Origin of the sequence: Pseudomonas sp. (assembly GCF_035497915.1) — a bacterium.
Taxonomy (GTDB): domain Bacteria; phylum Pseudomonadota; class Gammaproteobacteria; order Pseudomonadales; family Pseudomonadaceae; genus Serpens.
The window spans coordinates 30,788-57,318 of sequence record NZ_DATJCS010000017.1; the positions used below are offsets into that span (position 1 = coordinate 30,788).

29 protein-coding genes are annotated in these 26,531 nt (G+C 65.9%); 14 read left to right on the forward strand and 15 right to left on the reverse strand.

Annotation, left to right across the window (positions count from 1 at the left end; genetic code table 11):
- Positions 1-167 precede the first annotated feature (167 nt).
- Both VL129_RS05975 and VL129_RS05980 read left to right on the forward strand, forming a co-directional pair.
- The gene (locus tag VL129_RS05975; protein ID WP_325411078.1) at positions 168-986 is read left to right on the forward strand and encodes a peptidoglycan DD-metalloendopeptidase family protein; all 819 of its coding nucleotides are present in this window, start codon (positions 168-170) and stop codon (positions 984-986) included.
- 26 nt (positions 987-1,012) lie between these two features.
- A complete protein-coding gene (locus VL129_RS05980) occupies positions 1,013-2,263 on the forward strand; it encodes a mechanosensitive ion channel family protein (RefSeq protein ID WP_325411080.1) in 1,251 nt (416 codons plus the stop codon).
- A 47-nt stretch (positions 2,264-2,310) separates the two neighbouring features.
- Here VL129_RS05980 and VL129_RS05985 read toward each other — a convergent pair whose 3' ends face one another.
- Positions 2,311-2,595 carry a hypothetical protein gene (locus VL129_RS05985; protein WP_325411082.1) on the reverse strand — a complete coding sequence of 95 codons (285 nt, stop codon included), beginning with the start codon at positions 2,593-2,595 and terminating at the stop codon, positions 2,311-2,313.
- A gap of 108 nt (positions 2,596-2,703) precedes the next feature.
- On the opposite strand from VL129_RS05985, the gene VL129_RS05990 reads away from it, so the two are divergent.
- A complete protein-coding gene (locus VL129_RS05990; RefSeq protein WP_325411084.1) occupies positions 2,704-2,985 on the forward strand; it encodes an Rdx family protein in 282 nt (93 codons plus the stop codon).
- Between the two features lie 138 nt (positions 2,986-3,123).
- On the opposite strand, the gene fadD1 is transcribed toward VL129_RS05990, so the two are convergent.
- Positions 3,124-4,815 (reverse strand): long-chain-fatty-acid--CoA ligase FadD1, encoded by a 1,692-nt coding sequence (gene fadD1, locus VL129_RS05995; RefSeq protein ID WP_325411087.1) that lies wholly within the window; start codon positions 4,813-4,815, stop codon positions 3,124-3,126.
- A gap of 365 nt (positions 4,816-5,180) precedes the next feature.
- On the opposite strand from fadD1, the gene VL129_RS06000 reads away from it, so the two are divergent.
- Complete coding sequence (locus tag VL129_RS06000) at positions 5,181-6,131, forward strand: alpha/beta hydrolase (protein ID WP_325411089.1); 951 nt, start codon at positions 5,181-5,183, stop codon at positions 6,129-6,131.
- On the forward strand, positions 6,128-6,598 hold the full coding sequence (locus tag VL129_RS06005) for a MaoC family dehydratase (protein WP_325411091.1): 471 nt from the start codon (positions 6,128-6,130) through the stop codon (positions 6,596-6,598). Before VL129_RS06000 ends, VL129_RS06005 begins: the two co-directional genes overlap by 4 nt.
- Positions 6,599-6,618: 20 nt before the next feature.
- Here the strand turns inward: VL129_RS06005 and VL129_RS06010 are convergent, their stop codons facing one another.
- Positions 6,619-6,798: a hypothetical protein gene (locus tag VL129_RS06010; RefSeq protein ID WP_325411093.1), complete on the reverse strand. Its 180-nt coding sequence runs from the start codon at positions 6,796-6,798 to the stop codon at positions 6,619-6,621.
- Between the two features lie 132 nt (positions 6,799-6,930).
- Between VL129_RS06010 and VL129_RS06015 the strand changes: the two genes are divergently transcribed.
- The 5 genes from VL129_RS06015 to cysW all read left to right on the forward strand — a co-directional run bounded on the left by VL129_RS06015 (position 6,931) and on the right by cysW (position 10,641).
- Positions 6,931-7,284: a hypothetical protein gene (locus VL129_RS06015; RefSeq protein WP_325411095.1), complete on the forward strand. Its 354-nt coding sequence runs from the start codon at positions 6,931-6,933 to the stop codon at positions 7,282-7,284.
- An 85-nt stretch (positions 7,285-7,369) separates the two neighbouring features.
- On the forward strand, positions 7,370-7,570 hold the full coding sequence (locus VL129_RS06020; protein ID WP_325411097.1) for a hypothetical protein: 201 nt from the start codon (positions 7,370-7,372) through the stop codon (positions 7,568-7,570).
- A gap of 305 nt (positions 7,571-7,875) precedes the next feature.
- Complete coding sequence (gene cysP / locus VL129_RS06025) at positions 7,876-8,889, forward strand: thiosulfate ABC transporter substrate-binding protein CysP (protein ID WP_325411099.1); 1,014 nt, start codon at positions 7,876-7,878, stop codon at positions 8,887-8,889.
- Between the two features lie 85 nt (positions 8,890-8,974).
- The gene (cysT, locus tag VL129_RS06030) at positions 8,975-9,814 is read left to right on the forward strand and encodes a sulfate ABC transporter permease subunit CysT (protein ID WP_325411101.1); all 840 of its coding nucleotides are present in this window, start codon (positions 8,975-8,977) and stop codon (positions 9,812-9,814) included.
- Positions 9,811-10,641: a sulfate ABC transporter permease subunit CysW gene (cysW, locus tag VL129_RS06035; protein ID WP_325411103.1), complete on the forward strand. Its 831-nt coding sequence runs from the start codon at positions 9,811-9,813 to the stop codon at positions 10,639-10,641. Before cysT ends, cysW begins: the two co-directional genes overlap by 4 nt.
- Positions 10,642-10,799: 158 nt before the next feature.
- Here cysW and tadA read toward each other — a convergent pair whose 3' ends face one another.
- From tadA to VL129_RS06075, 8 genes are all read right to left on the reverse strand, one after another.
- Complete coding sequence (tadA, locus tag VL129_RS06040; protein WP_325411105.1) at positions 10,800-11,276, reverse strand: tRNA adenosine(34) deaminase TadA; 477 nt, start codon at positions 11,274-11,276, stop codon at positions 10,800-10,802.
- 245 nt (positions 11,277-11,521) lie between these two features.
- The gene (locus VL129_RS06045; RefSeq protein ID WP_325411107.1) at positions 11,522-11,863 is read right to left on the reverse strand and encodes a Na+/H+ antiporter subunit G; all 342 of its coding nucleotides are present in this window, start codon (positions 11,861-11,863) and stop codon (positions 11,522-11,524) included.
- Between the two features lie 12 nt (positions 11,864-11,875).
- Positions 11,876-12,145: a K+/H+ antiporter subunit F gene (locus tag VL129_RS06050; RefSeq protein ID WP_027590887.1), complete on the reverse strand. Its 270-nt coding sequence runs from the start codon at positions 12,143-12,145 to the stop codon at positions 11,876-11,878.
- Entirely contained in the window at positions 12,130-12,633 is a 504-nt protein-coding gene (locus VL129_RS06055; protein WP_325411110.1) for a Na+/H+ antiporter subunit E, read from the reverse strand. Before VL129_RS06055 ends, VL129_RS06050 begins: the two co-directional genes overlap by 16 nt.
- A complete protein-coding gene (locus tag VL129_RS06060; RefSeq protein ID WP_325411112.1) occupies positions 12,630-14,132 on the reverse strand; it encodes a monovalent cation/H+ antiporter subunit D in 1,503 nt (500 codons plus the stop codon). The genes VL129_RS06055 and VL129_RS06060 overlap by 4 nt, the downstream gene beginning before the upstream one ends.
- Positions 14,129-14,458, reverse strand: coding sequence for a Na+/H+ antiporter subunit C (locus VL129_RS06065; protein ID WP_325411114.1), 330 nt, complete (start codon positions 14,456-14,458; stop codon positions 14,129-14,131). The genes VL129_RS06060 and VL129_RS06065 overlap by 4 nt, the downstream gene beginning before the upstream one ends.
- Before the next feature lies 1 nt (position 14,459).
- Entirely contained in the window at positions 14,460-17,249 is a 2,790-nt protein-coding gene (locus VL129_RS06070; RefSeq protein WP_325411116.1) for a monovalent cation/H+ antiporter subunit A, read from the reverse strand.
- 261 nt (positions 17,250-17,510) lie between these two features.
- Complete coding sequence (locus VL129_RS06075) at positions 17,511-17,978, reverse strand: outer membrane lipoprotein (protein WP_325411118.1); 468 nt, start codon at positions 17,976-17,978, stop codon at positions 17,511-17,513.
- Positions 17,979-18,104: 126 nt separating this feature from the next.
- On the opposite strand from VL129_RS06075, the gene VL129_RS06080 reads away from it, so the two are divergent.
- Complete coding sequence (locus tag VL129_RS06080; RefSeq protein ID WP_027589367.1) at positions 18,105-18,344, forward strand: hypothetical protein; 240 nt, start codon at positions 18,105-18,107, stop codon at positions 18,342-18,344.
- A gap of 126 nt (positions 18,345-18,470) precedes the next feature.
- Here VL129_RS06080 and VL129_RS06085 read toward each other — a convergent pair whose 3' ends face one another.
- The 4 genes from VL129_RS06085 to VL129_RS06100 all read right to left on the reverse strand — a co-directional run bounded on the left by VL129_RS06085 (position 18,471) and on the right by VL129_RS06100 (position 22,322).
- Positions 18,471-19,649: a vWA domain-containing protein gene (locus VL129_RS06085; protein ID WP_027589366.1), complete on the reverse strand. Its 1,179-nt coding sequence runs from the start codon at positions 19,647-19,649 to the stop codon at positions 18,471-18,473.
- A 20-nt stretch (positions 19,650-19,669) separates the two neighbouring features.
- Positions 19,670-20,062 (reverse strand): GFA family protein, encoded by a 393-nt coding sequence (locus VL129_RS06090; protein WP_325411122.1) that lies wholly within the window; start codon positions 20,060-20,062, stop codon positions 19,670-19,672.
- Positions 20,063-20,185: 123 nt separating this feature from the next.
- On the reverse strand, positions 20,186-21,031 hold the full coding sequence (locus VL129_RS06095) for an AAA family ATPase (protein WP_325411124.1): 846 nt from the start codon (positions 21,029-21,031) through the stop codon (positions 20,186-20,188).
- 214 nt (positions 21,032-21,245) lie between these two features.
- Complete coding sequence (locus tag VL129_RS06100; protein ID WP_325411126.1) at positions 21,246-22,322, reverse strand: DUF748 domain-containing protein; 1,077 nt, start codon at positions 22,320-22,322, stop codon at positions 21,246-21,248.
- A gap of 128 nt (positions 22,323-22,450) precedes the next feature.
- Between VL129_RS06100 and cysK the strand changes: the two genes are divergently transcribed.
- The 3 genes from cysK (at position 22,451) to aceK (ending at position 26,435) form a co-directional block, all read left to right on the forward strand.
- On the forward strand, positions 22,451-23,425 hold the full coding sequence (gene cysK, locus VL129_RS06105) for a cysteine synthase A (protein ID WP_027589362.1): 975 nt from the start codon (positions 22,451-22,453) through the stop codon (positions 23,423-23,425).
- 194 nt (positions 23,426-23,619) lie between these two features.
- Complete coding sequence (locus VL129_RS06110) at positions 23,620-24,672, forward strand: acyltransferase (protein ID WP_325411128.1); 1,053 nt, start codon at positions 23,620-23,622, stop codon at positions 24,670-24,672.
- Positions 24,673-24,710: 38 nt separating this feature from the next.
- A complete protein-coding gene (aceK, locus tag VL129_RS06115) occupies positions 24,711-26,435 on the forward strand; it encodes a bifunctional isocitrate dehydrogenase kinase/phosphatase (RefSeq protein ID WP_325411130.1) in 1,725 nt (574 codons plus the stop codon).
- The last annotated feature ends 96 nt before the right edge of the window (positions 26,436-26,531 follow it).

The following is a 26,531-nucleotide window of genomic DNA, read 5'->3' on the forward strand; positions in this document are numbered from 1 at the left end:
GCTGCTCCCGTGGGAGCGAATTCATTCGCGAGCTTTTGATGGTGCCTGCAGGAAGCTCGCGGACGAGTCCGCTCCCACAAAAGGCGAGTCCGCTTGGGCGGCTGCAGCGGCCTGCCACCCGCAGCCATGGTAAAGTCCCCAGCGTTCATTTTTTCCCACGGTTGCTCATGCGCGCTCTGTTGACCCTGCTGCTCTGCCTCGCCCTGCCGGCGCACGCCGATGGCTTCCTTTCCCGCCTGCTCGACAAGCCGGTCCCCGGTGGCGTCGCCGTGGTCGATCTGGGCGATGCCCCGCAGGCGCCGCAGGTGAGCTATCAGGACAAGCCGGCGCTGGTTGTCCGCGAGGACGACCAGCGCTGGATCGCCATCGTCGGCGTGCCGCTGCGGACCCCCGCCGGCGCGCAGACCCTGCTGGTGGATGGCCAGCCGCGCGACTTCGCGGTCGGCGAACGCACCTACCGCGAGCAGCACATCACCCTGAAGAACAAGGAACAGGTCAATCCCGGCCCGGAAGCCCTGGCGCGCATCGGCCGCGAGCTGGCCGAGCAGCAGGAGGCGTACCGACGCTTCAGCGCCTTCCAGCCGAGCAACCTGTACTTCGACCGGCCGGTGGACGGCCCGCTGTCCTCGCCGTTCGGGCTGCGGCGCTTCTTCAATGGCGAGGAGCGCAATCCGCATTCGGGCCTGGACTTCGCCGCCTCGGCTGGCACGCCGGTCAAGGCCCCCGCCGCCGGCGAGGTGATCCTGGTCGGCGACTACTTCTTCAATGGCCAGACGGTGTTCGTCGACCACGGTCGCGGGCTGATCAGCATGTTCTGCCATCTCTCGGCCATCGACGTGACGGTCGGCCAGCGCCTGGCGCGTGGCGAGGTGCTGGGCAAGGTCGGCAGCACCGGTCGCTCCACCGGCCCGCACCTGCACTGGAACGTCAGCCTGAACGATGTGCGCATCGATCCGGCCATTTTCATCGGCGCCTATCGCCCCTGATTTCACACCTGCACACGGAGACTCACATGCAAGAAGAGCTGGCCTTAGGGCTCGACTGGCTGCGCGGCCATCCCGAACTGCAAACCCTCGCCGCCTGCGTCGGCCTGCTGCTGGTCGCCGCGATCGCCAACTGGCTGGTCAAGCGCATCCTGGTGCGCGGCCTGTATTCGCTGCTGAAGACCGGCGCCTTCGAAGACTTCGGGCTGATCCGCCGGCTGTCCAACGTGGTGCCGGCGCTGATCATCACCGGCGGCGTGAACGCCGTGCCGGGGCTGCCCCAGGCGGCGATCACCGTCACGCAGAACGTCTGCGCCGGCTTCATCATCCTTACCGTGGCCATGGCGCTGGGCGCCGCGCTGAACATCGTCAACCATCTCTACCAGCGCCGCCCGGATGCGCAGCGTCGGCCCATCAAGGGCTATCTGCAGGTGGTGAAGATCGCCATCTACGCCATCGCCACCATCCTGGTGATTGCCGCGCTCATCGACCGCTCGCCGCTGATCCTGCTCTCCGGCCTGGGTGCCATGGCCGCGGTCCTGATGCTGATCTTCCAGGACACCCTGCTGTCGCTGGTGGCCAGCGTGCAGATCACCTCCAACGACATCGTGCGCGTCGGCGACTGGGTGGAGATGCCGCAGCTCAACGCCGACGGCGACGTGATCGATATCGCCCTGCACACCGTTAAGGTGCAGAACTGGGACAAGACCATCACCACCATCCCGACCAAGCGCTTTATCACCGACCCCTTCAAGAACTGGCGTGGCATGCAGGAGTCCGGCGGCCGGCGCATCAAGCGCAGCCTGCTGATCGACGAGCAGAGCATCCACTTCCTGGACAGCGAGGAGCGCGAGCGGTTGTATCGCTTCAACCTGCTGCAGGACTACCTGGTCAACAAGCGCCGCGAGATCGACGACTGGAACGCCAAGCTGGCCGAAGCCGGTCGCGAGCCGGTGAATACCCGGCGCGTCACTAACATCGGCACCTTCCGCGCCTATGTGGAGCGCTATCTGCGCAGCCACCCGGGGATCCACCAGGGCATGACGCTGATGGTGCGCCAGCTGGCGCCGAGCGCCGAGGGCCTGCCGCTGGAAATCTACTGCTTCACCAACACGGTGGCCTGGGGAGAGTACGAAGGCATCCAGGCGGATATCTTCGACCACCTGCTGGCGATCCTGCCGGAGTTCGGCCTGCGCGTGTTCCAGAGCCCGGGCGGCGCGGATCTGCGCGCCTGGAGCGAAGCCATGCCGGCACCGGCACGCAGGGCGCTGCCGGTTTAGGCTGCCCCGCCCGACTCGAAGGTGGCCAACGCCTGGCGTTGACCACCCTACGATTTCGCTGGCCCGACATGAAAGCTCAGCGAGATGCCATCGCCGCTGCCATCCCCCACCACAGAGCCCACCACCGGGTCGGCGTGCACGCTGCGCCCGGGGTAGGCTTCCTGCAGATGGCGGCGGCAGACGGCGCTGATCTCGTTGAGCAGGCTGGTGAACTGGGTATCCCGCGGAATGATGAAATGCAGCTGCACCAGCAGCGCGCAGGCATCCCTAGGCAAATGGGTCAGCCCACAGGTGTTCCACTGGTCGTTGACGTAGGCTTCGGCACCTTTCATGGGATGACCTCCCTGCTGGACTTCCCCTATCTATAGACCAGCGGCTGGCGGTTCGCCGATGCAACGGCGGCGGTAAACTGGTCGCCCTTCACTGTTCAGGAAACGACCATGCAGCAGCCGAAAGCGGAGATCGTCATCACCTATTGCACCCAGTGCCACTGGCTGCTGCGCGCCGCCTGGCTGGCCCAGGAGCTGCTGAGCACCTTCGCCGACGACCTCGGCAGGGTCAGCCTGGAACCAGGCACCGGCGGCGTGTTTCGCATCACCTGCAATGGCGAGCAGATCTGGGAACGCAAGGCCGACGGCGGCTTCCCGGAGGCCAAGGAGCTCAAGCAGCGGGTGCGCGACCGCATCGATCCGCAACGGGACCTGGGGCATAACGACCGCTGAACCACCAGACGGCGCGCCGAACCCTGTAGGGCCGGCTTTACGCCGGCCTGCGGAGTCGAGTGGCAGGCTGCGGTTTCCTGTACCCCGGAAACACAAGACCCCGCCGAAGCGGGGTCCTGGATGGAGCAGGCGCAGCGATCAGGCGTTGGCGGCCAGCTTCTTCAGCTCTTCGTCCCGCAGCTCGCGGCGCAGGATCTTGCCGACGTTGGTGGTCGGCAGGCTGTCGCGGAACTCGACCATCTTGGGACGCTTGTAGCCGGTGACGTTGTCGTGCATGTGCTTGAGCACCTGCTCCTTGGTCAGGCTGGCGCCCGGCTTGACCACCACGAACATCTTGATGGCCTCGCCGGCACGCTCGTCCGGCACACCGATGGCGGCGCACTGCAGCACGCCCGGCAGGGTGGCCAGCACGTCTTCCAGTTCGTTCGGGTACACGTTGAAGCCGGAGACCAGGATCATGTCCTTCTTGCGATCGACGATGCGCATGTAGCCGTCGTCCTGGATGATCGCCACGTCACCGGTGCGCAGCCAGCCTTCGGCGTCCATCACTTCGCGGGTGGCTTCCTCGCGTTGCCAGTAGCCCTTCATCACCTGCGGGCCCTTGACGCACAGCTCGCCGCGCTCGCCGAACGGCAGCACCTTGCCTTCGTCGTCGATCACGCGGCACTGGGTGGAGGGCAGCGGGATGCCGATGGTGCCGACCTGGATGTTCTGTACCGGGTTGACCGACACCACGGGGCTGGTCTCGGTCATGCCGTAGCCTTCGCAGATGGCGCAACCGGTGACTTCCTTCCAGCGTTCGGCCGCCGCCAGTTGCAGGGCCATGCCGCCGGAGAGGGTCAGCTTCAGGTTGGAGAAGTCCAGGCGACGGAAGTCCTCGTTGTTGCACAGGGCCACGAACAGGGTGTTCAGGCCGATGAAGCCGGTGAACTTGTAGTTGCCCAGGTCCTTGATCATCGCCGGCAGGTCGCGCGGGTTGGTGATCAGCACGTTATGGTTGCCGGTCAGCATCAGCATCATGCAGTGCACGGTGAAGGCATAGATGTGGTACAGCGGCAGCGGCGCGATGACCACCTCGCCGCCTTCGCCCAGGTTGGCGCCCATCAGTGCCTTGCACTGCAGCATGTTGGCCACCAGGTTGCGGTGGGTGAGCATGGCGCCCTTGGCGACGCCAGTGGTGCCGCCGGTGTATTGCAGCACGGCAACGTCGGAGTTGGCCGGATTGGCTTCGCGCACCGGCACACCCTTGCCCTTGGCCAGGGCGTCGGTGAGCTTGATGGCCTGCGGCAGGCGGTAGGCCGGCACCATCTTCTTCACGTGCTTGACCACGGCATTGACGATCAGGCGCTTGAGCGGCGGCAGCATGTCGCCGACTTCGGTGACGATGACGTGCTTCACCCCGGTCTTGGGCAGCACTTCCTCGGCCAGGTGGGCCATGTTGGCCAGGCACACCAGCGCCTTGGCGCCGGCGTCGTTGAACTGGTGTTCCATTTCCCGCGCGGTGTACAGCGGGTTGGTGTTGACCACGATGAGGCCGGCGCGCATGGCGCCGAAAACCACCACGGGGTACTGCAGCACGTTGGGCAGCTGGACGGCGATGCGGTCGCCCGGTTGCAGGTCGGTGTGCTGTTGCAGCCAGGCGGCGAACCGACCGGAAAGCGCATAGAGCTCACCGTAGGTCAGGGTCTTGCCCAGGTTGCTGAAGGCGGGCTTGTTGGCAAAGCGCTGGCAGGACTCTTTCAGAACGGCCTGGATGTTCGGAAACGCATCGGCATTGATCTCCGCAGGCACGCCTGCCGGATACTTGTCCTTCCAGTAATGTTCGGTCATGGAAAGCCCACTCCTAAGCTACAGCTTGTCTTCACCGTCGGCAGTGACGGTTGGTTGATATTATTCGGTGGCCGAGAGCCCGGTGCAGAGCCCCTAAGCGCCGCGAGAGTACCAGCTTTACAAAAGGTCATCCATAGGCAAAATCAAGCCGTTACGTCTCACTAATGACTGAAAATTGACATCCAGTCACACAACCGAATGCTCAGCGACCCGATAGCCGGCGCGGCTTCCAGCAAGCCCCGGAGCAAGGTAGCAGCCCCTGATCAGAGCGCAAACGCAAACCGTGACGCGGTGCGCGAACGCTCCGGCTGGGCAGCGACGGGAGGCCTACCTACAATGCGTGCTTTCCCTTACGGAGCGCCGCCATGCGCACCTTCACCCTGCCCGCCAGCGACGGCGTGGCCATCCAGGTCCACCAGTGCGGCGGCGACCCGCCGGTACGCGCCGCGCTGTTGCTGATTCACGGCATGAGCGAACACACCGCGCGCTACGCCGAATTCGGCGCGGCCCTGGCGGCGCGCGGCATCGCGCTCTACGCACCGGATCTGCGCGGCCATGGCGCCACCGGCCACGCGCAGGGCCTGCTCGGCCACTTCGCCGACCACGACGGCTGGCAGCGCGTGCTGCAGGATCTGCACGCGCTGGAAGGCCTGATCCGCGAGCGGCACCCCGGCGTCCCGCTGCTGCTGTTCGGCCACAGCATGGGCAGCTACCTGGCGCAGGCCTACCTGCTGCGCCACGGTCCCGGCTTCGCCGGCGCGGTGCTGTCCGGCTCGAACTATCAACCGGTGGCCCTGTATCGCCTGGGCCAATTGGTCGCACGGCTGGAACGCTGGCGGCAGGGACCGACCGGGCGCAGCGACCTGCTGGAGGCCCTGACCTTCGGCGCGTTCAACCGCACCTTCCGGCCGACGCGCACCAGTCACGACTGGCTGAGCCGCGACCCCGCCGCGGTCGATGCCTACCTGGCCGATCCGCTGTGCGGCTTTCGCTGCACCAACCAGTTGTGGATCGACCTGTTCGGCGGCCTGCGGGAAATCACCCCGCTGGCCAACCTGGCGCGCATTCCCCACGACCTGCCGCTGCTGGTGATCGGCGGCGAACGTGACCCGGTCAGCGCCGGACGGCGTCAACTGGACCTTGCCGACGCGCTGCGCCGTGCCGGCCTGGAGCGCGTCAGCGCTCGGCTTTACCCGGACGCCCGCCACGAACTGCTGCACGAAACGAACCGCGCGGATGTCATAGCCTTTTTGCTCGACTGGCTGGAGGCCGCCCTGGCCGCCCGGCAGTCCTGCCACCCCAAGGAGATCGCATGACCCAACTCACCAATACTCCCTACGAGGCGCTCGAAGTCGGCCAGCAGGCCACTTACAGCAAGACCGTCGGTGAGAAGGACATTCAGCTGTTCGCCGCCATGTCCGGCGACCGCAACCCGGTGCACCTGGACGCGGAGTTCGCCGCCGGCACGATGTTCAAGGAGCGCATCGCCCACGGCATGTTCAGCGGCGCCCTGATCAGCGCGGCGGTGGCCTGCACCCTGCCCGGCCCCGGCACCATCTACCTGGGCCAGACCATGAAGTTCACCCGCCCGGTGAAGTTCGGCGACACCCTTACCGTGCAGCTGGAAATCCTCGAGAAGCTGCCCAAGTTCCGCGTGCGCATCGGCACCCGCGTGGTCAACCAGCGCGACGAGATCGTCGTCGACGGCGAAGCGGAAATCCTCGCCCCGCGCAGCCAGCAGACCGTGACCCTGCCGGAACTGCCGCCGATCAGCATCGGCTGATATCCCGCGCCTCGCCGGGATCAGCGTTCGGTCCCGGTGTCATCCTCGTACAGGTCCGGCCGGTCCGCGCCCTCGGCGGTCGGATTGCCCGGCTGCATGGCCGGCGCGGCGGGCGGCCGCTCCCGCTGCTCGGCATCCTCGCCACAGGCGCTCAGCAACAGTCCCAGCAGCGCCACGGCACCCCAGCGCACCTCCCGCATGATGTCCTCCCGCCTCGCGGCCGCGTGATCGTCTTCACAACCGACCCGAAGCGTCCGCTGAAATTCGCCCCGGGCGAACCCATTCCCCGCCGAGCCTTCTAAAGCGGGTACTGCTCAGCAAGGAAATCCACCATGTTCCGGCCTCTGTTCGCCCTCTGCGGCCTCGCCCTGGCCCTGCCCCTGTTCGCCCAGGATGCCGAGCCCGAAATCATCCTCCACCACGACGGCCTGGAGATCGACGTCCAGCCCATGGGCAAACCGCTGCAGGCGCTGGACGGCGAACTGCTCGGCGTCCGCGCGGTGAAGGTGACCAACCGCGGCGAGCAAACCATCGTCTGCGAGTTCCAGGTTCCGTCCGAGGTGCGCTCGACCACTCCACCGGCCCCCTTCCGGATCCTCCCGGGGGCCCAGGTGGTGGAACGGGTGCCCGGTGACTATGCGCCGGGCCAGCCCTACGCCGAACTGAGCTGTCGCCCCGTCCCCTGAAGCGCGGCTCGCCACGCCAGCGGAACTCGTGCGCCGCACCCTCGGTCCCCTGCTCAGCCCTGTCACTACATCGGGGGATCTCATGATGGCCACCGGCAACCCGCACGATTCGAAACCCCAAGCCGATCCGCTGGGGGAAAGCGGTGAAAATGGCGAGCCCGCTGAAGCGCCCCATGTCGGCGATCTGCGTCATCAGGGCGAGCGCCTGCACGACAAGGCCAGCGATCTGGGCCAGGGCACGCCGGGAAAGCCCGGCGCCGAGGGGACGCCAGAGCAGAATCCGTAGATCGGCCGGCACACGAAGGGGTAAGCCAGCAGTCGAGCCTTCCCCCACCTGCGCTGGCCGGGATAAACCCGGCCCTACAGTCCCACTCTCCCCTTGCGGGAGAGGGCCGGGAAGAGGGGTAGCAAGCCCCGCCGGGCAGGCCCGGCTTCACAGGGATCGACTTTTCTTCCCGCCGCCACTTATGCAAAACAGCTATATCACTATGAGAATTCCGTATTTTCATAGCATATAGCTATCCCGCAGAATCCCCACCCAGACGGCCTCCCGGCCCCCTCCGATTCCCGCTTGTGCGAAGGACGATCCCGATGTTCAAGAAACTGTTGCTGGCCACCGCCCTGTCCACCAGCCTGTTCGGCGCCGCCGCCCAGGCGCAGACCCCGCCGCTGCTCAACGCCTCCTATGACGTGGCGCGCGAGCTGTTCGCCGAGATCAACCCGAAGTTCGTCGAACACTGGAAGGCCGCCAACGGCGAGGAGCCGAAGATCGACCAGTCCTTCGCCGGCACCTCCAAGCAGGCCCAGGACATCATCCAGGGCAAGAAGGTCGACGTGGTGACCTTCAACCAAGTGACCGACGTGGACATCCTCGCCAAGCGCCGCCTGCTCAACGAGGATTGGGCCAGCGAGTTCCCCAACAACAGCTCGCCCTACTACAGCACCATCGGTTTCCTGGTGCGCGAGGGCAACCCGAAGAACATCCAGAGCTGGGATGACCTGATCCGCGACGACGTGAAGCTGGTGTTCCCCAACCCGAAGACCTCCGGCAACGCCCGCTACACCTACCTGGCCGCCTGGCTGTTCGCCAACGAGAAGTTCAATGGTGACCAGGCCAAGATCAAGGCCTTCGTCAGCAAGCTGCTGCACAACGTGGAGAACTTCCCCACCGGCGGCCGTGGCGCCACCGTGGCCTTTGCCCAGAACGGCCAGGGCGATGCCCTGCTGACCTTCGAGTCGGAAGTGATCAACATCGCCAACCACCCGGATTTCAAAGCCGGCAAGTTCCAGCCGGTGATCCCGCCGGTGAGCGTGCTGGCCGAGTTCCCGGTGGCCATCGTCGACAAGGTGGTGGACCAGAAGGGCACCCGCAAGCTGGCCACCGACTACCTGAACTTCCAGTACAGCAAGGACGTGCAGCAACTGCTGACCCGCTACAACCTGCGCGTCCACCACCCCGAAGTGGTCAAGGCCACCGAGGCCCAGTTCGCCAAGGTTCGCCTGATCAACCCCACCGACGTGCTGGGTAGCTGGGACGCCATCACCGAGACCCACTTCGGCCGCAACGGTGTGCTGGACCAGCTGCTGAGCCAGCGCGCCAACTGATGTCCCGCCTGCGCTAGACTGTGCCGCCCCCACCGGGCGGCACTGCCTTTGCGGCGGTTGTTCTCCGATCGACAAGCGATTTCCCGTGACCTTTCCGATTCCGCGCTTCTTTCATCAGGCACCCACCCTGCCGGGTTTCGGGCTGAGCTTCGGCATCAGCACCCTGTACCTGTCGCTGGTGATCCTGCTGCCCATCTCGGCGCTGCTGCTCTACGTCAGTGATCTCAGCTGGCTGGAATACTGGCGGGCGATCAGCGATCCGCGGGTGGTTTCCAGCTACGCGGTGACCCTCGAGGCGGCGCTCATTTCGTCCTTCGCCGCGCTGCTGATCGGCCTGCTGCTGGCCTGGATCATCGCCCGCTACGACTTTCCCGGCCGGCGGCTGGTCGATGCCCTGGTGGACCTGCCCTTCGCCCTGCCCACCTCAGTGGCCGGCCTGACCCTGGCCGTCCTGCTGGTGCCGGACGGCTGGATCGGCCAGTGGCTGGGCTTCAAGGTCTCCTACGCCTTCCCCGGCATCGTGGTGGCCATGATCTTCACCAGCCTGCCGTTCGTGGTGCGCACCGTGCAGCCGGTGCTGCTGGAGCTGGGCAATGAGTTCGAGGAAGCCGCCCACACACTGGGCGCCAGCAAGTGGCAGACCTTCTGGCACGTAATCCTGCCGATGCTGGTGCCGGCGCTGATTACCGGCGGCGCGCAGTCCTTCGTGCGCAGCCTCGGCGAGTTCGGCGCGGTGGTGATGATTGCCGGCAACATGCCGTTCAAGACCGAGGTCAGTTCGCTGATGATCTTCGTGCGCCTGCAGGAGTTCGACTACCCCGCCGCCGCGGCCATCGCCTCGGTGATCCTGCTGGCCTCCCTGGTTCTGCTGTTCACCCTGCAGGTGGTGCAGAGCCGCGTCCTTCGTTGGCAGCGCAAGAAATGAAGAAACCGCATTCCTGGCAGCAATGGCTGCTGATCGGCCTCGGCCTCGCCGTGGTCGCCGTGATCCTGCTGGTGCCGCTGGTGCTGATCTTCAGCCGCGCCCTCTCCGGCGGCTGGGAGCTGCTGGTGCAGAACCTCTCCGAGGACTACATGCAGCACGCGCTGATGCTCACCGTGCTGGTGGCCATCGCCACGGTGCCGATCAACCTGGTGTTCGGCATCTGCCTGGCCTGGTGCGTGACCCGCTACGACTTCCGTGGCCGCCGCCTGCTGTCGACGCTGATCGACATCCCCTACGCGGTCTCGCCGGTGGTCGCCGGCCTGTGCTACCTGGTGATCTACGGTATCGAGGGTTTCGTCGGCCAGTGGTTCTACGAGCGCGACATCCAGCTGATGTTCGCCTGGCCGGGGATCGTCATGGTCACGGTGTTCGTCACCGCGCCCTATGTGGCGCGCATCCTGATTCCCACCATGCAGAGCCAGGGCGCCGAGGAGGAAACCGCCGCGCTGACCCTGGGCGCCAGTGGCTGGCAGATCTTCCGCCACGTCACCCTGCCCAACATCAAGTGGGCGTTGCTGTATGGCGTGGTGGTCACCAATGCGCGGGCGGTGGGCGAGTTCGGCGCGGTGTCGGTGGTGTCCGGCACCATCATGAACCAGACCCTGACCCTGCCGCTGCTGGTCGAGCAGTTGAACAACGACTACAAGACCGCGGCCGCCTTCACCGCCGCCGCGCTGCTGGCGTGCATGGCGCTGCTCACGCTGTTTCTGAAGACCTTCATGGAATGGCGCCAGCGCCAGGCGATGGCGCGGGCCGAGGCGGCCTGAAAGCGGCGCACTCCTTCTCCCTGTAGGGCCGGCTTTACGCCGGCCAGTGGGGCCAAGCAGCATGCTGTGGTGCGGTACCGCATCGGCGGCCAGAAAAGCGCTGACCACCCTACTGCCCGTGCCGTCGCTTGTAGGAGGGGCTTCAGCCGCGATGCTTTTTAGCGCCGCGCCTTGAAGAATTCCTTCAACACCGCCCCGCACTCCTCCGCCAGCACGCCACCCTCGACGCGCACCCAGTGGTTGAGGAAGTTCTGCTCGAAGAAGCGCCCCTGGCTCACCGCCACCCCGGCGCGCGGCTCGGCGGCGCCGTAAACCACGCGGGCGATGCGCGAATGCACGATCAGCCCGGCGCACATGCTGCAGGGTTCCAGCGTCACGTACAGGGTGCTGCCCGGCAGGCGATAGTTCTGCGCCGCCTCGGCGGCGGCGCGGATGGCGAGCATCTCGGCGTGGGCGCTGGGGTCGTGGCGGCTGATCGGCGCGTTGAAGCCGCTGCCGATCACCTCGCCGTCGCGCACCAGCACCGCGCCGACCGGGACCTCGCCCTGCGCCGCGCCCAGGCGCGCCTGTTCCAGCGCCAGGCGCATGAAATGCGCGTCGCGGGAACGGTCGATGATGGGGCTGAACTTGCTCATGGCGAATCCGGAAACAGAAATTTCAAGTTGAAGCGGGACGAGAGTACCCACGTAGCGCGGTCAGCGCTTTGCTGGCCGCCGTGCGGGCTCAATGGCGGACAGGAACAACGTTGTCCACCCTACGGCGCTTCGGTGCACCCTATCGTGGACAAGTCCGCTCCCACGAAAAGCGGATCAGCCCGGCACCAGCCTTGTGGGAGCGAATTCATTCGCGAGCTTTTTTGGTGGCGGCCGGCACGGATCCGTCAGAATCCATCATCTTCCCAGCACTTGCCGCGCGTCTTGCCGATCACCGGCAAACCCTGCTGCAGCGCGGCCTTGGCCAGCATGTGCGCACTGACCGGGGCGGTGATGAACAGGAACAGGGCGATCAGCAGCTCGTGCAGGCTCAGTCCCTGCTTCTGCACGGCGAAGAAGATCGCCGAGGCGATGATGATGCCGCCCACCCCGAGGGTGGTGGCCTTGGTCGGTGCGTGCAGGCGGGTGAAGAAGTCCGGCAGGCGATACAAACCGATGGCGCCGACCAGCGCGAACAGGCTGCCCAGCAGCAGGAAGGCGCAGATCAGCAGTTCGATCCAGAAAGGCATGACTCATATTCCTCAGTCGATCAGGTCGCCGTGCAGCAGGTGCTTGCCCACCGCCACGGTGCCGACGAAGCCGAATAGCGCGATCAGCAACGCGGCCTCGAAGAAGATGTCCGACGCCAGCCAGATGCCGAACAGCACGACCAGCGCCAGGCCGTTGATGTACAGGGTATCCAGCGCCAGGATCCGGTCGGGTACCGAGGGCCCGCGCACCAGACTCAGCATGTTCAGCGCCAGGGCCAGACCGAGCAGGCCCATGCACAGCGGAATCACGTAGGCGAGCATTCGAATATCTCCAGCAGCGGGGCCTCGTAGCGTTTCTTGATTTCGACCACCAGCGCGTCGATGTCCGGCACGTCAAGCGCATGCAGCAACAGGGTCTTGTGGTCGGGCGTCAGGCCGGCGGAGACCGTCCCCGGGGTCAGGGAAATGATGCTGGCCAGGGTGGCGAGCAGGAACTCGTCCTTGAGCTCCATGGGCACCTCGACGAACGCCGGGTTCAGGCGCGATTTGGGGCCCAGCACCAGGCGCGCCACATGCAGGTTGGCGACCACGATATCCCAGAGCACCTTGAGCAGGAACAGACACAGCCCCAGGGGCTTGCGCACCCTTGGCACGAAGATCAGGTAGCGACGCAGCAGCAGCGGAATGGCCCAACCGAGGAACAGGCCGAGCAGCAGCTGGCCGAGGCTGAGCTGGTTGGCCAGCAGCAGCCACATGCCGGTAAGCAACAGGGTCAGCCCCGGATGGGGCAGCCAGGCGAAGCGCTTCATGCCCCACCTCCTTCGACGATGCGCAGATAGGGAGCCAGGTCGAGCAGCTGCGCCGCGGTGGCGTCCAGGTAGTCCTGCAGCGGCTCGGCGACGATGACCAGCACCACGCTGGCCAGCAACAGCCCGGTGGCAGCCACCAGCCGCACGGGGTCAGCCAGCGGCCCCTGGGCGGTCTGCCCGTTGTTGCGCCAGAACAGGCGATTGCCGGCCCGGCTGAGGGTGACGATGGAGGCCAGCCCGGCGATCAGCAGCAGCGGCCAGAACTCCAGCGCGGTAGCGCCGGTGCCGGCCGAGCGCAGCATCAGCAGCTTGCCGATGAAGCCGGACAGCGGCGGCAGGCCGGCCACCGCCAGCGCGCCGAAGAAGAACAGCCCGCCGAGCAGCATCGGCTGGCGCAGCAGCGGGCCGACCTGCAGGGCACCGCCCAGCTCGCCCCGCTGACGACCCAGCAGGTCGGCCAGCAGGAACAGGCCACCGCACACCAGGGTGCTGTGCAGCAGGTAATAGAGTCCGGCCCCCAGACTGGCGCGGCTGCCCAGGGCGAACACCGCCAGCAGGCTGCCCACCGAGATCAGCAGCAGGTAGGCGATCATTTCCTGCAGGCTGCGCGCGGCCAGGGCACCGATGGCGCCGCCCACCAGCGTCGCCAGTGCCAGCCACCAGAACCAGTCATGGGCATAGAAGGCCAGATCGCCGGCTTCGCTGCCGAAGATCAGCGTGAACACGCGCAGGATGGCGTACAGGCCCACCTTGGTCATGATCGCGAACAGCGCCGCCACCGGCGCGCTGGCCGACGCATAGGCGCGCGGCAGCCAGAAATACAGCGGCAGGATGGCCGCCTTGAGGCCGAACACCACCAGCAGCAGGAAGCCGGCGGCGGCAATGATCGGCGCCGTGTCCGGTCCGGCGGCGCCGGCGCGGGCGGCCAGGTCGACCATGTTCAGGGTGCCGAGCAGGCCATAGAGGGTGCCGACGCCGATCAGGAACAGCGAGGAGCCCAGCAGGTTGAGCACCACGTAGTGCATGCCGGCGCGCGCCCGCGCCGCGCCGTTGCCGTAGACCAGCAGGCCGTAGGAGGCGATCAGCAGGATCTCGAAGAACACGAACAGGTTGAACAGGTCGCCGGTCAGGAACGCCCCGTTGATGCCCGCCAGCTGGAACTGGAACAAGGCATGGAAGTTGGGCGCGCGTTCGTCCTCCCCGGCGCTGGCGTACAGCGCGGCAAAGGTGGCCAGCACGGCGGTGAGCAGCACCATCAGCGCGCTCAGGCGATCGAGCAGCAGGATGATGCCGAACGGCGGCTGCCAGTCGCCCAGGGCGTAGACGCGCAGCTCGTTGTCGCCGGCCAGCAGCACCAGCCAGGCGGTCGCCGGGATCAGCGCCAGCGTCGCCAGCAGGGACAGCGCGCGCTTGAACGACTTGCCGCGACGGTGCAGCACCAGCAACAGGGCGCCGGTGAACAGCGGCAACAGGATCGGCAGGATGACGGCGTGATTCATTGACGCGGCTCCCGACCATCCACGTGGTCGCTGCGCAGTTCGCCCATGCTGCGCAGGGCCAGCACCAGCACGAAGGCGGTCATGGCGAAGCCGATGACGATGGCGGTCAGCACCAGCGCCTGGGGCAGCGGATCGGCGAATTCGACGCTCTTGCCGATCACCGCCGGCGCGCCGGTGACCAGGCGCCCCATGGCGAACAGGAACAGGTTGACGGCATAGGAGATCAGCGTCAGGCCGAGCACCACGGGAAAGATGCGCGCCCGCAGCAGCAGATAGACGCCGCTGGCGACCAGCACACCCAGGGTGATGGCATACAAAGCTTCCATATCAGAGCATTTCCTCGCAATCGGTCTGGCTCACGTGGCCGATGTTGGACAGGATCAGCAGGGTCGCGCCGACGACCGCCAGATAGACCCCCAGGTCGAAGAGCATGGCGGTCGCCAGCTCCACATCGCCGATCAGCGGGATATGGAAATGGCCGAACGCCGAGGTGAGGAACGGATGGTCGAAGGCCCAGCTGCCCAGGCCGGTGAGCGCGGCGATCAGCACGCCGCCGCCAGCCACCGCGTGGTAGCTGAACGGCTGGCGCGCCTCGGCCCAGGTCACGCCGTGGGAGATGTACTGCAGCACCAGGGCCACCGCCGTGACCAGGCCGGCGATGAAGCCGCCGCCCGGCATGTTGTGGCCGCGCAGGAAGATGAACACCGCCACCAGCAGCGCCAGCGGCATCATGGTGCGCGCCAGCACGTCGAGGATCATCGGATGGCTGTCGGTGGACCATGGCTGGCCGCGATAATCGCGGCGCGGGTGCGGCAGGTGCAGGCCGTGCAGCAGGCCGTAGATGCCCACGGCGGCGATGGCCAGCACGCTGATCTCGCCCAGGGTATCGAAGCCGCGGAAGTCCACCAGGATCACGTTGACCACGTTGGTACCGCCGCCACCGGACACACTGTTGGCCAGGAAGAAGCCGGCGATGGTCTCGTAGGGGCGGGTCAGCACGGCGAAGGCCAGCACCGCCACCAGCGTGCCCACGGCGATCGCCACCACCAGGTCGCGGAAACCGCGCAGGCTGCTGGTTTCCATCTCGGCGCGCGGCGGCAGGAAGAACAGCGCCAGCAGCATGAGGATGATGCTCACCACTTCCACCGCCAACTGGGTCAGCGCCAGGTCCGGCGCCGAGAAGCGCGCGAAGACCAGCGAGACCATCAGGCCCACCACGCTGAGCAGCGCCAGGGCGGTCAGGTAGCGCAGCTTGTACACCACCGTCAGCAGGCCGGCCACCATCAGCACCACCAGGCCCAGTGCGGTGACCGGATCGATCGGCGTCATGGCCAGCTCGCCAGTCAGGGCGCGCAGCGGCGACAGGGCCACCACCACCAGCACCAGCGTCAGCACCAGCACCCAGATCAGGTAGCTCTGCAGTGAGCCGTTCTCCAGCACGCGGGTCAGGCGCCGGGCGATGTTGACCAGGTTGGTCATCGCACGGTCGAAGATCATCAGCGCGTTGAACGACGGCAAGCCGTCGAACCAGGCGTACAGGGGTTTGCGCGCCGCGTACAGCGCCAGACCGCCGAGCAGCGCCACGGTGCTCATGGCCAGCGGCATGTTCAGGCCATGCCAGATCGACAGGCTGTACTCCGGCAGCAGGCCGTTGAGGCTGGCGCTCGCCGCCGAGGCCAGCAGCGGGGCCACCGTCCAGGCCGGCAGCATGCCCACCACCAGGCACAGCAGCACGAGAATCTCCACCGGGATCTTCATGTAGCGCGGCGGCTCGTGGGGCGGGTACTTGGGCAGGTCGATGGGCTCGCCATTGAAGAACACGTCATGGATGAAGCGCAGCGAATAGGCCACCGAGAACATCCCGGCCACGGTGGCCAGGGTCGGCACCAGCCAGTTGAAGCCGCCGAACAGGCTCTGGTGCAGGGTTTCGCCGAAGAACATTTCCTTGCTGAGGAAGCCGTTGAGCAGCGGCACGCCGGCCATGGCCAGCGAGGCCACCATGGCCAGCACGGCGGTGTGCGGCATGTACTTCCACAGGCCGTTGATGCGCCGCATGTCGCGGGTGCCGGTCTCGTGGTCGATGATGCCGGCCGCCATGAACAGCGAGGCCTTGAAGGTGGCGTGGTTGATGATGTGGAAGATCGCCGCCACGTTGGCCAGCGGCGCGTCCAGACCGAACAGCAGGGTGATCAGGCCCAGGTGGCTGATGGTGGAATAGGCCAGCAGGCCCTTGAGGTCGGTCTGGAACAGCGCCAGTACGGCACCCACCAGCAGGGTCGACAGACCGGTCAGGCTGACCAGGTAGAACCACCAGTCGGTGCCGGCCAGCGCCGGATACAGGCGCGCCAGCAGGAAGATGCCGGCCTTGACCATGGTCGCCGAGTGCAGGTACGCGGACACCGGCGTGGGCGCGGCCATCGCCCGGGGCAGCCAGAAGTGGAACGGGAACTGCGCGGACTTGGTGAACACGCCCAGCAACACGAGGATCAGTGCCACCGGATACAGCGCATCGGCGCGAATCCGGTCGCCGGAGGCCAGCACATCGCTCAGCTCGAAGCTGCCGACGATGTTGCCGATCAGCAGGATGCCGGCCAGCAGGGCGAAGCCGCCGCCGGCGGTGATGGTCAGCGACATGCCGGCGCCCATGCGCGCATCGCGGCGGTGCGACCAGAAGCCGATCAGCAGGAAGCTGGACAGGCTGGTCATTTCCCAGAACACCAGCATCAGCAGCAGGTTCTCGGAGAGCACCACGCCCAGCATGGCACCCATGAACAGCAGCAGGTAGGTGAAGAAGCGCCCGGCCGCCTCGTGGCGACCCAGATAGTAGTGGGCGTAGAGAATCACCAGCAGACCGATGCCGAGGATCATCAGCGCGAACAGGAAACCCAGTCCGTCCAGACGCAGGCTGAGGTTGAGGCCCAGCTCGGTCAGCCAGGGCTGGTAGAGGATCAGTGTCTCGCCGGAGAACACCCGGCTGGCTTCACTCAGCAGCAGGCCGAAGGCGATCGCCGGCGCCAGGGCGGTGGCCAGCGCGCAGACCAGACGGCCGCGCCCCTCGGCCAGGGTGGGCAGGAAAGCACCCAGGAAGGGCAATGCCAGGATCAGTGCCAGAATCATCCATCGCACCTCGTGAGTCGGTTGGAGATGTATACGACGCCCACGCAGAGCGAAACGGCAGCATTCTCAAATAAACAAAGAATTGCCGTCATGCTTTTTTTATTACAAAAGACGATTAGCAGCGCCATTAGCCTTCCGTCGGGCTTGGCGCCGCGCGATTCACCCCAAGGGAGCCGCCATGTTCACGGGAGAGGCTGCGGGCGCGGCGCTTCCGGCGCCATTCGTCGTGGCGCCCTCGGTAGACCGGTACGCCGGTGTCCCTTACAGCGGCGCCACCCGGCTGGTGCCATCCACGGTGAGGATACGTACCCGCTGGCCGACCCGGAAGGTCTGGTTCGGTTCCACCGCTTGCACGTAGGCACGCAGGCTGCCATCGTCCTCGCGCACGGTGATCTCCACCCCCTGGGTGCGGGTCATACCCTCTTCCGCCGCCGCGCCCAGCATACCGCCGGCCACCGCGCCGATCACCGCTGCCACGGCACTGCCGCGACCGCCGCCCACGCCGCTGCCGGCGATGCCGCCGACCACCGCGCCGGCACCGGAGCCAATGGGCGTCTTGGTGCCTTCGATGCGCACCGGCCGCAGCGACTCGATGGTGCCCATGCGTACCAGTTGCACGGTACGCGCCTCGCTGCGCGAATAGGTATCGCCGGTCAGGCTGGAGGCACAGCCGCCCAGCACCAGCCCGCTCAGGGAAACACTGGCAATCAGGATCAGGGATTTACGCATGGACTCCTCCGCTTTGACCGAAGCACCAGTTCCGAAGCATGCCCCTGGAGCGCACCCGGGGCGTCACTTCCAGACGACCGGCAGTTCCGTTAGGGTAGCGGCTTTTGTGCGAAGGTCAGACGTTCCATGGACTACTTCATCATCTTCATCGCCACGGCCAGCGGGCTGTACTTCCACTGGTGGCTGATGGTGCGCATCCGCCGTTGGGCCGACCGCGACCTGGCGCTGTCGATGGCCGGCGAGGACGCGGCCAAGCGGGAATACATGCTGGAGCGCCTGGAGCAGGCCAAGCGAGACAAGGTGCCGCGCAAGCAGCTGCAGGGCTGGCTGGAACAGGCGGCCGGGGAATATGCCGGGCGAGCCTAGATCACACGCCCTGTAGGGCCGGGTTACCCCGGCCGACGCCGGTGGACCAGAGCAGAATCGGATTTCGACTCCGCTGGCCGGCGTAAAGCCGGCCCCACAGGGGTGATAACCCCTCCCCGAGTCCGGCTATTTGGACAGGAAGCGCATGCCCTCTTCCAGCCCCTGCAGCGTCAGCGGGAACATCTGGTCGTTGGTCAGCTCGCGCACCAGCGAGGTGGACGCGGTGTAGTCCCAGGTGTGCTTGGGGTACGGGTTGATCCAGATGAGCTTCTTGTATTTCTCCATGAAGCGGCGCATCCACACGTAGCCGGCTTCCTCGTTCCAGTGCTCGACGCTGCCGCCGGCCTGGGTGATTTCGTAGGGCGCCATGGCGGCGTCGCCGACGAAGACGATCTTCCAGTCCGCGCCGTACTTGTGCAGCAGATCGAAGGTGGAAAAGCGCTCGGTGGTGCGGCGCATGTTGTTCTTCCACACCGACTCGTAGATGAAGTTGTGGAAATAGAAGAACTCCAGGTGCTTGAACTCGGTCTTGCAGGCCGAGAACAGCTCCTCGCAGACCTTCACGTGGGCGTCCATCGAGCCGCCGATGTCCATCAGCAGCAACAGCTTCACGGTGTTGCGCCGCTCCGGACGCATCTGGATGTTGAGCAGGCCACCGTCACGGGCGGTGTGGTCGATGGTGCCGTCGATATCGAACTCTTCCGCTGCGCCTTCGCGGGCGAACTTGCGCAGGCGGCGCAGGGCGACCTTGATGTTGCGGGTGCCGAGTTCCACCTGGTCGTCGAGGTTCTTGTACTCGCGCTGGTCCCAGACCTTCACCGCCCGCCCCTGGCGCTTGCCGGCGTCGCCGATACGGATGCCTTCCGGGTTGTAGCCGCCGGAGCCGAACGGGCTGGTGCCGCCGGTGCCGATCCACTTGTTGCCGCCGGCGTGCTTTTCCTTCTGCTCTTCCAGACGTTTCTTGAATTCCTCGATCAACTTATCCAGCCCGCCGAGGGACTGGATCATCGCCCGTTCCTCGTCGCTCAGGTGACGCTCGAACTCCTTGCGCAGCCATTCCTCCGGGATCAGCGCCTCGATGTGCCGGTCCAGGTCCTCCAGGCCTTTGAAGTAGGCGCCGAAGGCCCGGTCGAACTTGTCGAAGTGGCGCTCGTCCTTCACCAGGATCGCCCGCGACAGGTAGTAGAACTCGTCCATGTCGGCGAACACGACGTTGTGCTTGAGCGCGTTGATCAGGTCGAGCAGCTCGCGCACCGACACCGGCACCTTGGCCGCGCGCATTTCATTGAACAAACCAAGCAGCATTGCTTACCTCGATGGGCGACTCACAGATCGCCGCTGTGCTGGGGCAGATCGTCCTGGATGCGGTACCAGTCGGCCTTGGAATCCACATAGATGTGCGCCTGGCGCACCGCGCCCAGCGGCGAATCCAGCGTACCGGCGGCCACGCCGATTTCTCCGGCATGCGCGTCGATGAACTGCAGGGTGGCTCCGCAGCGACTGCAGAAGGTCCGCGTGATGCCGGGCGAAGACGGGTAACGGGCGACCAGGGCTTCCCCGGCGGTGAAGTGGAACGCCTCGGGCGGCACGCCGGCATAGGAGGCGAAGGCCGCGCCGTGGGCCTTGCGGCACATGCTGCAATGGCAATGGGTGACTTCCTCGATGGGTGTGTCGATACGGTATTTCACCGCCCCGCACAGGCAGCTGCCGTTATGCATCGCTGTGTCCCCTCTCCCATGTTGCAGTCGTAGCCGCGCAGCGGCGTAACCCACCGTCTCGTGCCCGGCCAGCCTGGCGGCTGCTTGGCGGGTTACGCTTCGCTAACCCACCCTACCTTCACCCTATCGGGCGGCACGGCGGCTCATGAACGCCAGGCGTTCGAGCAACATCACGTCCTGCTCGTTCTTCACCAGGGCGCCAGCCAGCGGCGGGATGGCCTTGGTGGGGTCGCGCTCGCGCAGCACCGCTTCACCGATGTTGTCGGCCATCAACAGTTTCAGCCAGTCGACCAGCTCGCTGGTGGAAGGTTTCTTCTTCAGGCCCGGCACCTTGCGCACGTCGAAGAACACGTCCAGCGCTTCCGCCACCAGCTCGGTGCTGATGCCCGGGTAGTGCACATCGACGATCTTCTGCAGGGTCTCGCGATCCGGGAAGGCGATGTAGTGGAAGAAGCAGCGGCGCAGGAAGGCGTCCGGCAGCTCCTTCTCGTTGTTGGAGGTGATGATGATGATCGGGCGCTGTTTGGCCTTGATGGTTTCGTTCGTCTCGTAGACGTAGAACTCCATCTTGTCGAGTTCCTGCAGCAGGTCGTTGGGGAACTCGATGTCCGCCTTGTCGATCTCGTCGATCAGCAGGATGACGCGCTCCTCGGCCTCGAAGGCTTCCCAGAGCTTGCCCTTCTTCAGGTAGTTGCGTACGTCGTGGACCTTGTCCACGCCCAGTTGGGAGTCGCGCAGACGGCTCACCGCGTCGTACTCGTACAGGCCCTGATGGGCCTTGGTGGTCGACTTGATATGCCAGGTGATCAGCTTGGCGCCGAAGGCGGCCGATAGCTGCTCGGCGAGCATGGTCTTGCCGGTGCCCGGCTCGCCCTTGACCAGCAACGGTCGCTGCAGGGTGATGGAGGCGTTGACCGCCAGCTTGAGATCGTCGGTGGCGACGTAGGAAGGAGTGCCTTCGAACTTCATCGGGAAATATTCCTCGGTGGGGCCGCCCGTCGCGGCGCAAACAGGCTGCGACTATACCCCGCACCCGGGATTCTGTGAACGCAACGACAGGTTCCGGTCACGTTCCGGTCGAAGGTTGGTCGCCGGGCCGGATAAGCGCAGCGTTCGGCCGGGTAAAGCCTCTACTCCGCCGGCCGGCGTAAAGCCGGCCCTACAGGTGTACCGGCCTTTCCGTCTACTCGCCCTCCTCATCCAGCGCCCGCTCGAAGCGCGCGGTGAAGGCCTCGACGAAGGCATTACGCAGCACGGCCAAGAAGGCCTGAAACGGACTGACATCGCGCTCCTTGATGGTGCCGGACAGCTCGACCCGGGTGGCGAACTGGTCCTTGCGCTGGTTCTTCAGCAGGGTCTGGCCGCCGCCGACAATGGCTTCCCACAGTCCGCGCAGGAAGCCCTTGTCCTCGGCCTCGATGTCCTGCTCCCAGTCGAACACCTCGACATTGCGCAGCAGCGGCTTGATATAGCCGCTGAGCTGGCTCTTTTCGGCTTCCACTTCCATCACCAGGTCACCGCTGCCCTCGGCAAAGTCGAAGCGCCCGTAGGCGCGGCTGAAGTCGTTGAGCCGCACCAGCGGCACGTCGGTGACACGCAGCTGCAGCTCGAAATCCTCCCAGTCGGTGAACGGGTCGAAGCGTGCGCTGGCTTCCATGGGCGCCACTTCCAGGAAACGCGCCTCGCCGACGAATTCCGCCACGCGACGCCCCTCGGCGTCGGTACTGTTGGTCAGGTTGTAGAAGGTGCCGACCACCTGGTCGGCATAGACGTGCACCTGCGGGTCGGAGGTGAAGTTGCGAAAGGACACCCGGCCGTTGCGGATGCGCACCTCGTTGAGGGTGATCGGCAGCAGGGCTTCCAGGCGGTCCCGCCAGTCCACCCCCTGACCGGTCTGCTCCTGCCCGGGCTGGGTGGAATCCACGAAATTCAGCTGCGGGTCGACGAACTCCACTTCGGCCACCACCGCGCGGTCCTGCCATAACGCGCGCCAGCTCACTGCAAGGTCGATCAGCGGCGCGTCGAGCAGGGGCACCGGCACCCCGCCAGTCTTCTTCTCGATGACCAGCCCCTCGATCTGGTAGGCGCCGCGCCACCAGGCCAGGTCCACATCGGCGACTTGCCCGCGATAGTCACCCATGTCGGCGAGCGTGTCGTTCAGGTAGTTGCGCACCAGTTGCGGCAGCGCCAGATGCAGTAGCAACAGCAGCAGCGCAATGATCAGCAGGATCCACAACGGCAGGGCCTGGCGGCGATTCATCGGCAACTCTCCCGCGGCGGACGATATGCTGCAGTGGACCGGCCGTCCCCAGCCCGGTTCGGCTGGACTGACCGACACGACAGGCATAGGCTGGCTAACCTCGTCAACCCACTTGCGACGGAACGAACATGAGCCGCATCTTTGCAGACAACTCCCTGGCCATCGGCAACACCCCGCTGGTCATGATCAACCGCCTCGGCCCCAAGGGCGTGACCCTGATGGTCAAGACCGAGGGCCGCAACCCCGGCTATTCGGTGAAGTGCCGGATCGGCGCCAGCATGATCTGGGACGCCGAGGAGCGTGGCGTGCTCAAGCCCGGCATGACCCTGGTGGAACCGACCTCTGGCAACACCGGCATCGGCCTGGCGTTCGTCGCCGCCGCGCGCGGCTACAAGCTGATTCTCACCATGCCCGCCTCCATGAGCCTGGAGCGCCGCAAGGTGGTCAAGGCCCTGGGTGCCGAACTGGTACTCACCGAGCCGGCCAAGGGCATGAAGGGCGCCATCGAGAAGGCCAACGAGATCGTCGCCAGCGACCCGGCCAAGTACTACCTGCCCCAGCAGTTCGAAAACCCGGCCAACCCGGCCATCCACGAGAAGACCACCGGCCCGGAAATCTGGAACGACACCGACGGCGCGGTCGACGTACTGGTGGCTGGCGTCGGCACCGGCGGCACCATCACCGGCATTTCGCGCTACATCAAGCACACCCAGGGCAAGCAGATTCTCTCGGTGGCGGTGGAGCCGGTCAGCTCGCCGGTGATCAGCCAGGCCATGGCCGGCGAGGAACTCAAGCCCAGCCCGCACAAGATCCAGGGCATCGGCGCCGGCTTCGTGCCGAAGAACCTCGACCTGTCGCTGGTCGACCGCGTCGAGCAGGTCAGCGACGACGAAGCCAAGGCCATGGCCCTGCGCCTGATGCGCGAGGAAGGCGTGCTGTGCGGCATCTCCGGCGGCGCGGCCATGGCCGCCGCGGTGCGCCTGGCCGAGCATCCGGACATGCAGGGCAAGAACATCGTGGTGATCCTCCCCGACTCCGGCGAACGCTACCTGTCCACCATGCTGTTCGACGGCCTGTTCAGCGAGCAGGAGCTGGTGCAGTAGGGACGGCCTGCGGGAGCGAATTCATTCGCGAGCGGGTGTCGGCCGGCACGAAAGGCTCGCGGATGAATCCGCTCCCACAACCGTGGCGGCCGTCCTGCGCCAGCCACTGAACTTTGCCCGAGCGAAGCGGACACAGACTACTCAGGGAAATGGGAAACCGGGAAGGATGTCGAACCGATCCGGAATGCCTGCCCATGTACGCCGCTCGGCAGAACCTCTCCATGGAAACCCTACGGGGGCTGGCCTGCATCCTGCTGGTCGCCTACCACGTGGTGGGTTCCGAAGCCTTGGCCAACGGCCTGAAGCTGCCGGGCGGTCATGACCTGCATCGCTTCAACGAGGCGCTCAGCCACCTGCGCATGCCGCTGTTCACCTTCATTTCCGGCTATGTGTATGGCTATCGGCCGCTGTCCGGGGGCCTTGCCGCATTCCTCGCGGGCAAGCTGCGGCGCCTGGGCCTGCCGCTGGTTTGCGTGGGCAGCCTGTTCGCCGTGCTGCAATACCTGACGCCGGGCACCAGCACCCAACTGGCCCTGGGCGAATTCTGGAAGCTCTACCTTTACCCGTTTGCCCACTACTGGTACCTGCAGGCGCTGCTGGTGATATTCGCCCTGTTCGCCCTGCTGGAGCACAGCGGCCTGACCCGCAGGCACGGCGGCCTGGCGGTGTTGCTGCTGGTTCTTGGCGTGATCTACCCGTACCGCGAACAACTGCCGGCGCTGTTCTCGCTGCGCCAGGCGTTCTATCTGTTCCCCTACTTCGTCCTCGGCGTGCTGTACTTCCGGATGCTGGAAACCGCCGTTCGGGCCCACTCGCGGATCGTGGTGCCGGCGCTCGCCCTGCTCTGCCTCGGCTATGGCTGGCTGACGCCCGTGCTGGGCGATACCGCCACGCTGAGTCATCTATCCCTGGGCTTCAGCATGCTGCTGCTCCTGCTGGTCGCCGCGTCCAACCTGCGCTTGCGGCTGCTGGCCCGGCTGGGGATATATTCCTACGCCATCTACCTGCTGCATGTGTTCTTCACCGCCGCCACACGCCTGGCGCTGGAGCGCCTGGGCGTGAACCAGCCCTACCCAGGCTTTGCGCTCGGCCTGGCCGCCGGGCTGCTGGGGCCGATCCTGGCCTACCGGGCCTGCCAGCCGCTGCCGTGGGCCCGCCTGCTGCTGTTCGGCCAATCGCTGCCGCGGCGCCAGCCCGCCACGCCGCCGCCCACAGCGGCGACTGGCTTCCCGCCGTCCGCCGACTGACATAAGCTCGCCATTCCATAGCCAGCAGGAACCCCAACATGGCGCAGCAATGGCCGGCCGATATCGCCCGCTCCATCCTCAAGGGCTTCGACGACTACCGCGAGCAGTTCCGGCTGATCACCGACGGCGCGCGCCAGCGCTTCGAGCAGGCGCAGTGGCAGGAGATCCAGCAGGCCTCGGCGGCGCGCATCGCCCTCTACGAAGACAAGGCCCAGGAAACCACCGAGCGCCTGCGCCGGGAATTTCCCGCCGAGCAACTGCTGGACGTGCAGCTCTGGCCGCTGGTGAAGAGCGCCTACATCGAGCAGATCAACCCGCGCAGCGACGACGAGCTGGCGGAAACCTGGTTCAACTCGATCTTCTGCCACCTGTTCAGCCATGACTGCATCAGCGACGGCACCATGTTCATCCACACCACCCGTCCGGCGCTGCACCCCCATCGCCGCGCGGCGCAGACCCGGGTGTACCGGCCGAAGGGCAACCTGGCCGACCTGCTGCGGGCGGTGTTCGAAGACTATCGCTTCGACGTGCCCTATATCGATCTGGAGGGCGACCTGGCCCGCCTGGAAGCCACGCTGCAGGCCAACCTGCCGGACTGGGTGTGCAAGGACCCGGAGCTGACCATCGAGCTGTTCTGCTCGCCGCTGTATCGCAACAAGGGCGCCTACCTGGTCGGGCGCATCTATACGCCGGAGGAACAGTGGCCGCTGGCGATTCCTTTCGTGCACAAGGAAGGCGAAGGCATCCGCATCGACGCACTGATCACCGATGAGGCGGACGTGTCGATCATCTTCTCGTTCACCCGTTCCTACTTCATGGTCGATGTCTCCTACCCGGCCGAGTTCGTCGCCTTCCTCAAGCGCATCCTGCCCGGCAAGCACATCGCCGAGCTGTACACCTCCATCGGCTTCTACAAGCAGGGCAAGTCGGAATTCTTCCGCGCGCTGATCCACCACCTGATCAACACCGACGACCGCTTCGTGATGGCGCCCGGCGTGCGCGGCATGGTGATGAGCGTGTTCACCCTGCCCGGCTTCAACACCGTGTTCAAGATCATCAAGGACCGCTTCTCGCCGTCCAAGAACGTCGACCACGCCACCGTCATCGAGAAGTACCGGCTGGTGAAGCGTGTCGACCGGGTCGGCCGCATGGCCGACACCCAGGAGTTCGCCGACTTCCGCTTCCCGGTGGAAAAATTCGACCCCGAGTGCCTGGCCGAGCTGCTGGAAGTGGCGCCTTCCACCGTGGAACTGCAGGGCGACACGGTGCTGGTGCGCCACTGCTGGACCGAGCGACGCATGACGCCGCTGAACCTGTATCTGGAAGGCGCCAGCGAGGCCCAGCAACGCGAGGTGCTGGAGGATTACGGCCAGGCCATCAAGCAGCTGGCGGCGGCCAACATCTTCCCCGGCGACATGCTGCTGAAGAACTTCGGCGTCACCCGCCACGGCCGTGTGGTGTTCTACGACTACGACGAGATCTGCTACCTCACCGAGGTGAACTTCCGGCACATCCCGCCGCCACGCTTCCCCGAGGACGAGATGTCCGCCGAGCCCTGGTACTCGGTCGGCCCCAACGACGTGTTCCCCGAGGAATTCCCGCGCTTCCTGTTCGTCGATATCAAGCAGCGCCGCCTGTTCAGCCAGCTGCACGGCGACCTGTTCGACGCCGATTACTGGAAAAGCCTGCAGAACGCCATCCGCGAGGGCAAGGTGATCGACGTGTTCCCCTACCGGCGCGATCGGCAGCAGAGTCTGCAGTGATCCTTCTTTTGTGGGAGCGGACTCGTCCGCGAGCTTTTCAGCAGCCCGCAAGATGCGGCCGGCCAGGCTGCAGGTCTCACCCAAGGGCTCGCGAAT